4 protein-coding genes and 1 pseudogene are annotated in these 8,145 nt (G+C 49.8%); 2 read left to right on the plus strand and 3 right to left on the minus strand.

The genetic code is table 11. The annotated features are described in order from the left end of the window. Positions 1-103: 103 nt before the first annotated feature. Together flhA and flhB are read right to left on the minus strand one after the other, a co-directional pair. Positions 104-2,191: a flagellar biosynthesis protein FlhA gene (flhA, locus tag NXS07_RS04575; protein ID WP_258086248.1), complete on the minus strand. Its 2,088-nt coding sequence runs from the start codon at positions 2,189-2,191 to the stop codon at positions 104-106. Next, positions 2,184-3,335: a flagellar biosynthesis protein FlhB gene (gene flhB / locus NXS07_RS04580; RefSeq protein ID WP_258086249.1), complete on the minus strand. Its 1,152-nt coding sequence runs from the start codon at positions 3,333-3,335 to the stop codon at positions 2,184-2,186. Before flhB ends, flhA begins: the two co-directional genes overlap by 8 nt. Before the next feature lie 258 nt (positions 3,336-3,593). On the opposite strand from flhB, the pseudogene NXS07_RS04585 reads away from it, so the two are divergent. Further along, positions 3,594-3,695, plus strand: a pseudogene (locus NXS07_RS04585) (IS6 family transposase); the annotation flags it as partial. Positions 3,696-3,836: 141 nt separating this feature from the next. On the opposite strand, the gene NXS07_RS04590 reads toward NXS07_RS04585, so the two are convergent. After that, the gene (locus NXS07_RS04590; RefSeq protein ID WP_258086250.1) at positions 3,837-6,803 is read right to left on the minus strand and encodes a hypothetical protein; all 2,967 of its coding nucleotides are present in this window, start codon (positions 6,801-6,803) and stop codon (positions 3,837-3,839) included. A gap of 997 nt (positions 6,804-7,800) precedes the next feature. Between NXS07_RS04590 and NXS07_RS04595 the strand changes: the two genes are divergently transcribed. Beyond that, the coding region (locus NXS07_RS04595; RefSeq protein ID WP_258086251.1) for a helix-turn-helix domain-containing protein at positions 7,801-8,145 on the plus strand (345 nt) is incomplete at its 3' end.

Here is an 8,145-nt window from a genome sequence, read left to right on the forward strand (position 1 = left end):
TTGCATTAGAAGGAGGAAAAGCCAAATGGGATTTAATGGAATGCTGGGGAATGACTGACAAACCTCACTGTTTGTGTGAGGTTTGTCATCATGCTTATAACGTTTATCTTGCTCCACCAATCGTTCCCGTCATTCTGATTTGGCGGTTATCGGTGATTTCAAGGTTAGACAGCACAACCAATCGAGGTAATACGCGGCGCAGGAAACGAGACAGCAGCGGACGCAGTGCATGATTGACCAGCAGCACGGGCGGTGCACCCAACATTTCCTGACGCTCCAGCGCTTCTGCCGCCTGCCGTTCGAGACTTTCTGCCAAGCCGGGCTCCAGCCCTCCACCGCTTTGCAATGCCTGAAGCAACAGACGTTCAAGACCTGCATCCAGCCCAATAACTTTGATTTCATCCGCCCTGGGGAACCATTGCTGGGCAATGGCTCTGCCAAGCGCAATTCGAATCGTGGCGGTTAATTCATAAGGATCGGCTTGTGTTGGCGCATGTTCAGCCAGTGTTTCGATAATGGTACGCATATCCCTGATCGGCACCTGCTCTGCCAACAAGTTTTGTAATACTTTGTGCAAGGTGGTCAAGCTCACCACGTCAGGTATGAAATCTTCCGTCAGTTTCGGCATTTCCTGGCTGACACGCTCAAACAGTTGCTGTGCTTCCTGTCTGCCAAACAGTTCGCTGGAGTGTTGAGATAGCAGGTGGTTTAGGTGAGTCGCAACAACGGTACTGGCCGCGACAACGGTATAACCCTGTACCTGCGCCTGTTCTCGCAGGGAATCATCAATCCAGACCGCAGACAGACCAAAAGCAGGATCTTGCGTCAAATCTCCCTGTAACTCGCCAACTGCGCCACCTGGGTTAATTGCCAGCCAGCGTCCTGGGTGCGCTTCACCACGGCCAATTTCGACCCCTTTCATCAAAATACGGTAGCTGGCAGGTGCCAACTCCAGGTTATCGCAGATATGCACCACCGGCGGCAAATAGCCCACTTCTTGCGCAAATTTTTTGCGGATACCGCTGATACGCCCAAGCAGTTCACCATTCTGGCGGAAATCTACCATCGGGATCAAACGATAACCCACTTCCATGCCCAGTGGATCTTCCAGTTGTACGTCAGACCATGAGGCTTCTGCGGTTTGTTGCTGTTCCTCTACGGCTTTCATCTCTTCGTGCTGTGCCGCAAGCGGATTTTTATCCTTGCGCAGCAGGAAGTATCCTAAACCCGCCAATGCCGCCGTGAATAATAGAAAAACTAAATTCGGCATTCCCGGCACCAGACCAAGCAAGCCCAGTACTCCCGCACTCAACATCAACACCCGTGGGTTGTTGAAAAGCTGAGTCACCATTTGCTGACCAACATCTTCATCGGTCGCCACTCGGGTCACAATCACACCCGCCGCCGTGGAGATAATCAGAGCGGGCAACTGAGCTACCAACCCGTCACCGATGGTCAGCAGGGTATAAGCTTCCGCTGCATCTCCCAGATTCATATTATGCTGGGCAACACCGACAATCAGTCCACCGATAATGTTAATCACCAGAATCATCAATCCGGCAATGGCATCTCCACGCACGAATTTACTCGCACCATCCATTGAGCCGTAAAAGTCTGCTTCCTGTGTCACTTCGGCACGGCGTTTTTTGGCTTCATCTTCACCAATCAAGCCGGCGTTCAAATCAGCGTCAATCGCCATCTGTTTACCGGGCATGCCATCCAGTACAAAACGCGCACCGACTTCTGCGATACGCCCCGCACCTTTGGTAATGACCATAAAGTTAATCAGGATCAGGATAACGAAAACCACGATACCAATCGCGAAATTACCGCCAACCAGAAAGTGTCCGAAAGCTTCCACTACCTGACCCGCTGCCGCTGAACCCGTATGGCCTTCCATCAGAATGATACGTGTAGATGCAACGTTCAGTGACAGGCGCAGTAATGTTGAGAACAGCAGAATAGTCGGGAATGCGGCAAAATCCAGTGTCCGACGGGTAAACATCGCCACCAGCAAGACCATAATGGAAAGTGCAATGTTAAAAGTGAATAGCAGATCAAGCAGGAATGGTGGTAACGGCAGCACCATCATTGACAAGATCATGAGGATCAGTACAGGCCCCGCAAGCATTTGCCACTGGGAGCCTTTCATATTCCCCGGTAAACGAAGTAATGAGGCCAGATTAGCCATGACGATTATTTTCTCCAGCAAAATCCAGTGCAGATGGCACCGGCAGATTTTCAGGTGTTTTCGGTTTCAGGCCGCCTTCTCGTTTCCAACGTTTCAATTGGTAAACCCAGGCAAGCACTTCAGCGACGGCAGCATAAAACGTCGCAGGAATAAAGCCCCCCACTTCGGCATGACGAAATAACGCCCTTGCCAGTGGTGGGGCTTCCAATAACGGAATTCGGTTTTCTGCACCAATTTCTTTGATGCGTAAGGCAATAAGCCCCGCCCCTTTTGCCAATACTTTGGGGGCGCCCATTTTTTTGCTGTCATACTGCAAGGCAACGGCGTAGTGGGTCGGGTTGGTCACAATAACATCAGCCTTCGGCACATCGCTCATCATACGCTTACGCGCCGCCGCCCGCTGTTGTTGACGAATGCGTGCCTTTACATGTGGGTCCCCTTCTTGCTCCTTGAATTCATCCTTGATCTCCTGACGGGTCATTCTCAGCTTTTTCAAGTGGCTGCGGATTTGATAGAGCACATCAAACGCCACCATCGGTATCAACATAAATAAGACAATGTAGCCAGCAAAGATCAGCATCATCATGGCATCACTCAACGCCATCAGCGGGGGCTGGGCAGTCAAGTTCAACATGGCCGGCCAATTCAGCCAGATAAACAGGGCAGCTCCACCACCGACCAGTGAGGCTTTCAAGATGGCCTTGAACAGTTCCGCCAGTGCGTTCATGGAGAAGATCTTCTTCAATCCAGAAATCGGGCTCAGTTTAGCTAGATCAAATTTGATAGATTTTGAACTGAATATCAGCCCCCCCATCAATGTCGGTGCACTGAGGGCAACCAGAACCAGACCAACGAATACTGGCAGCAATGCCCACACTGCCTGTTTCAATAAGCGACCGACCTGCTGAATCATCTGCTTATCGTTGCTGACCATGTTATGGTCGAAGTTAAACCCTTCGAATACCATCAGTGAAAGTTCATGAGTGATCGAATTTCCGCTCATCCAGAGTAGGCTTACCCCTCCCGCCAGCATCAGGATAGAAGTCAGTTCCTTTGAACGCGCAATCTGCCCGTCTTTGCGGGCTTTTTCCCGTTTATGGGGCGTGGGTTCTTCGGTTTTTTCGAGATCGCTATCTTCAGCCACGACTTTCCTTGGTGAGCGTTCGTTATTGCATGCAGAAAAATTGCTTTTGGGAAAGAGCAAATAAAATTGTGTTAAGCATGACAAAAACCAAGAAATTCAATGGCGGGAATACTGCAAAGTTTGCAGAGGTATTTGGGGAATCACACGATACCAGAGCTTGGAAGGCTCCGGAATCGTGAGATGAGTGTTACTTATAACGGTTCTGTCACATTAAGGTGAGGTCAGGTAATGTTCTGCCTTTTACTCTGTGAGCTGAGCCTGTCTTTAATACGGAAATCTTTCAAACGTCTGCATTATCCTGTTGACATCATGGCTCAGTGTGTTCGCTGGTATCTGGCTTACTCGCTGAGTTTACGAAATTGAGAAGAAATGAGGGCGGAACGAGGGATGTTGCCGCCGTATAGCATTTTTTCCGTAAAGCCCTACGCCAAATAAAGGTTGAATTAATTTCAAAATAGGCTTGGTAAAAATCCGCCCCAACAAGGAGCGGATTTGGCTTTCTTAGTTATCACATATGACATGTGGAGGGCAGGGGATCGTTATCGGCTTCGATGTTACCGAAAAATAAATATCCGCCGACGAACCCTTGTCACATCCCTGCTGGGAGGCATGCAGCGTATACTCCCCTACACCTAACTGGAATCCGTCGTATTCCCAGCCCCCATCATTCCCCACCCTGACCCGGCTCGTGGTCTTCCATCCCGACGCTCTCACGACTTCAAGCTCCACCTCTTCCCCCGGTGTTCCTACGCCGTACATCGTTATGTGGGCTACGCGCCCCCAAGGTGAGCGAGTTTCATACACCACACGATTGCCGGGTTCCTGCACCCTGAAGGTATTCTCCCTGGTGGTCACCTCCTGCTCGACTGTCGGTCCCACCGGACGGCCATCAGGCGTGAGTGACGGGAACGCCGTCAGGTGAAACTTCCCTAACCAGACATTATCAAGGCGGCAACTCCAGCTTCCTTTCGCCGATGCTTGGGTGGTCCCGCAGGTATGACCGGCGGAAGCATTCAGGGTAATGTAGCTCCCCGGCAGGGCTTTCCCCGTCACGAAGGCCGACGTTGGCTGGCCGGTGTTCGGCGGAGGACAAAATGCCGGGGCAGTGCTGTTGATGACGATATCCGGCATCCCGTAAATGACCTCATAGTGCCGGGTGATCGGTTTGCCCCAGCTATACTCCTCCAGCGTTTGCCGGGCCTCAATCTCATACCAGCCCGGCGAGGAGACGAAACGCGGGCAAACCCAGTTCTGCTGCCCGTCCACAATCGCGCTACACAGTGGCTTACCGGAAGCGGCCACGGTCACCTGAGCCCCGGATTCCCCCTTTCCACTGATGTCATACGTTGGCGTGGTGATTTGAACTTCCTCTGTCGGTTGCAGCACACTCAGATCCTGAATGCGGTAAGTGACACGGTAATCCCGGATGACCACCTTGCCTGAGGGTACCTCATCCACCCATTGCCGGGCCAGCAGTTGGTAATCCCCCTGACGGGATAGCTGGCGTTTTGGGCAGGCCCACGTCTGGTGCTCATCCACCGTTGTCTCACAAACTGGCTCGCCCGCCAGAGTCACCGTAATGCGCGCCCCTGTCTGCCCTGTTCCGTTAATGGCATAAAGCGGGCGGTCAATTTGCGCCCCTTCTGCCGGTTCAAGCACGCGCATCTGCAGGTTATCCCCATAACGCACCTTAAAGCTCCGCGCAATCCGGCTGCCGGTATCATCCTCAATGACCGCACGGTAATCCCCAGGCACTGCACTGTAGGGCCCGCATGTCCAACTACCACTGGTCAGGTTCAGCTCCGCAGTGCAACCCTCATTGCCGCCAAACGCATGCACCGTCACCGACCTGCCGTTAGCCGGCAGGGTGCCACTAAAGGTATAAGACGGGGTTTTTATCACCGCCGCCTCTCCGGGGACGTTCACCGTCAGCAGGCGTTCACCGTCAGCCCCCTCCACCTGAAAGGTAACCTTCGCCGTGGATTGCCGAGCCTGGCCCAAAAAGGCGGTTGCTACCAGGGTTTGTTCCCCCTTGCGCGCGGTGTTCAGGCGGTCACGCTCTGTCCAGCGCCCCTCTTTATCCACTGTGACCCCGTTCTGGCATACCTGCTCCAGCGCCTGCTCTGCCAGACAGATTGTGGTGCCCGGTTCGCCTTGGCCCGCCGGCACAACCGACTCTTGATACCGGTATACCCCACCATGATGTGGTTGGGTGATAACCAGCGGCCTGATGCGGTCAGTCTGGACGTCAAAGGAAACCTGTGCCGTTGAGTGCAGCTGATTATTGATAAGCTGTTCAGCGGAAAGCGTGTATTCCCCCTTTTCCGGCTGATAGGGCCCGCAAGACCAGATCCCTGATGCCTCAACATCGGTGTTACACTTCGGTGTCCCGCCAAAACTGCCGAGATGTACCTGAGCTCTCGGCTCACCCGTGCCGGTGATGGTCAATGGCAGCACCGTGATTTTGGCGCCCTGCCGGGGGGCCGTGATATTGATACGGGTCTGGGTGATGTCATACCGGCGCACCACCGCCGAGGTTCTTTCATACATGGCATCCACGTTACCCGGTGCAGTTTTTTTATACTGTGCCCCATACAAGAAGAAGGTGCCCGCCAGTTTTGCCGTCATGGCCGGGTTATTGGGGCAGGCCCATGTTCCCCCGCCATTAACCGTGGTCTGACAAATCAGGTTGTTCTCTGGAACCTGCCCCACGGTTAATCTGGACGACAGCAAATACTGTGAGCCGGCAATCAGGATAAGCTGGCCGGGCGTGCCTTCGCCTTTAATGGAAATGGGGTTATCTACCCGGTACTGGGCATTCAGCCCCGGCTCAGTAATCCGCATCGGCACCGTAAACGTCCAGATGATCGGATCGCCGACAAGCTGACCGTAGTGGGTTTCCTGTAATGTCAGCGTGTAGATATCTCCCCCGCCGAGTTTATTCGGATTGATCGCGACGCCCCAAAGGGTAGCAGGCAGTCCGGCAACTAAAGACACGGCTCCACTGACGGCCCCGAAAATCGAACCTAACAGCCCCACGACAGCAACTCCAGCCCCCGCAACGACACCGCCGACAGTACCGAATGAGCCAAAAAGCTGAATGGTGCCATCCGGATCAACGGTTGTATTATTTTTGGGGTAATCACTTTTAAATTTATCCTTGTCCTTATTATTTTTCTTTTTGACTGTCATGTAAGTAGTATTTTTAGCAACTATTTTACCTGCTTTCATTAATTCAGCAGTTAATTCATAAGTACCTGCGGTGAAAATAACAGGCCTACTACATTCCCACTGACCATTATCATTGACGATGGCTCCCGTGCAAATAACAATTTCTTGTGCACTGTTTAAATTATTCTTTCCCTGACTTTCCAAAGAAAATGTAATTTTGCGCTTTTTAACATCAACTTCATCACCGGGTACATTAGCATCACCTGATACAAAACTTGGCGTACCTACAGTATTCACGTCGCCCACAGAAGGAGTTTTAATTTCAACATTAGGAGTTAATATTTGAAAATATGTTTTATTTAGAATTGAGTAGTAAGTTTCTTTGAAATTAGGCAATCCTAATGGATGATATTTATCTGTTACCTCAAGATAATATAGTCCATCTTTCAATGTAGGTGGAAGAGTAATGCTCCAAATTGGAAAATTTTTCCTACCCGAAAAATTTCCATATTTTATTGGAAGTTCCGAAAACTCCCTACTATCTTTGAATGGAATCTTTAAGTAAATATTATTATCCCCTTTTTCAGAACACAGAGAAGAGCCTGGAGGTAAAGGCGAATCACCCCCTTTCTTCATACATATAGAGTATTCTGAAGGTAAGATTATATCATTATTCATATCAGTATAGCGTTTATTATCACCACCAAATCCAGTAATTACATTATTTTCAATTTCAGCAGACAAGATACTTTTGGGGTGAGAGATATCATGCACTTCATTAAAGTCTGGAGGAAAATATCCTCCCACAGACTCATAATTAATATCACTCCACAATTTTGGATCAAAAGGATCTGCCCCTTCAATCTTTTGTATTGCACTTATGTTAAAGCGTGCTTTTTCATGCAAATTAAGATTATCTCTTCCCGCTGATATATTACCCAAATAAAAATCACCTTTACCATCAGTATTATTTTTACAACTGAAGCTTTTCCTGTTAAAAACACATACGACCTTTGCATATTTAGAATAATTCACATCAAATATAAGATTTTTTCTGTATATATTATTCTTACTTTCATTACTCTGTTCGATTTTTAACTCGGTATAGTCTTCTGGTTTTAAAATCATATTAATCCCGTCAGGAATAATCACCTTTCCTATATTTTGCATTGCTGTTATTTTAATATCATATTGTTTATTTATATCTCCAGATTTAATAATAAGTTAATCAATGAAATTATCTGCACTTTTGTTATAGTCGGTAATACAATACACTGACTTACCGCGTCCACTAATGAAATCGAAGATAGTCCTTTCTGAGCCTGAACGAATCACGTTGCAACAACTCGCCCTGAATCATCAGCATCGGGACATCCGTACGAGAGGAACCGGTTTACTCATGCTGGCCAGAGGATTAAAACCGCGCCAGATCGCCGTTGAGACAGGATGCAGTGTCCGGGTTATTTATAACTGGGTTCACACTTGGCATGACTTCGGGATTGCCGGTCTATTGGGCGGTCATGCCGGCGGCCGGTATCTCGCCATGACGCCTGAAATGATCGCAACCGCGGTTGAAATCGCCTGTTCCGAATCCCTGACGCTGGCCCGAATAGCTCTGGGGGTTAAGGAAAAGCACGGT

This window comes from Xenorhabdus bovienii (assembly GCF_024721015.1).
Taxonomy (GTDB): Bacteria; Pseudomonadota; Gammaproteobacteria; order Enterobacterales; family Enterobacteriaceae; genus Xenorhabdus; species Xenorhabdus bovienii.

Coding starts and splice junctions, on each gene's coding strand:
- flhA (WP_258086248.1), bottom strand. CDS start 2,191: ATGGCTAATCTGGCCTCATTACTTCGTTTACCGGGGAATATGAAAGGC.